At 65.6% G+C, this 828-nt stretch carries 1 protein-coding gene; it reads right to left on the bottom strand.

Annotated elements, in window-relative coordinates; all coding sequences use genetic code 11:
* Nucleotides 1-788 (bottom strand): IS5 family transposase gene (locus BU204_RS38765; protein ID WP_198943125.1). Its coding sequence is split into 2 segments (ribosomal slippage), with 789 coding nucleotides annotated over them: nt 1-458 and nt 458-788; the frame shifts between segments, so codons are not numbered across the junction. This gene is flagged as partial in the annotation.
* Nucleotides 789-828: the final 40 nt, after the last annotated feature.

Genomic DNA, 828 nt, shown 5'->3' with positions numbered 1-828 from the left:
GAGTTTCTTGGAGCAGGTCAACGTGGCAGCGAGGGTGAGGAACGCCAGGAAGTGGTTGGCCTTGCGCTCGTAGCGGATGCTCAGGCGGCGGTGGCAGAACATCCAGGCGATGGTTCGTTCGATCACCCAGCGATGTCTGCCGAGCTTCTTGCTGGTCTCGATGCCTTTGCGGGCGATCCGGACGGTGATGCCGCGGTCGCGGACCCACTTGCGCAGCGCGGCGTGGTCGTAGGCCTTGTCCGCGTGCAATTTCGCTGGCCTGCGACGACGTGGCCCGCGGCGGGACTTGATCGCGGGGATCGCTCGTATGAGAGGCTTGAGAGCATCGGCATCGTTGGTGTTCGCCGCCGATACGGCCACCGACAACGGCAGGCCGGCCCGGTCGGACAGGACGTGGATCTTCGAACCAGGCTTGCCCCGGTCGACCGGACTCGGACCGGTCAGAGATCCCCCTTTTTGGCCCGCACCGTCGCTCCGTCCAACACGGCCCGGGACCAGTCGATCAACCCCTGGCTACCCAACTCGTCCAGCACCGCCTGATGCAGCCGCCGCCACAACCCGGCCTTGGTCCACTCGGTGAACCGCCGATGCGCCGTGGGCACAGTGACACCGAACGACGGCGGCAGCAACCGCCACGGACAACCGCTGGTCAGCACATACACCACCGCTGTGAACACCGCCCGATCCGCCACCGGTGCCCGACCACCGCCTTGCGGACGCGCCACGAACGACGGCATCAACGGCTCAACCAGAGCCCACAACTCATCCGGCACCAACCGCCGAGACAACGCATCAACCACGACAGATGATCATGCACCATCACTCAGA

It is taken from the genome of Actinophytocola xanthii (assembly GCF_001921205.1).
Classification (GTDB): domain Bacteria; phylum Actinomycetota; class Actinomycetes; order Mycobacteriales; family Pseudonocardiaceae; genus Actinophytocola; species Actinophytocola xanthii.
Note: the sequence above shows the minus strand (reverse complement) of the source record. Positions and strands in the feature narration are given on the sequence as shown.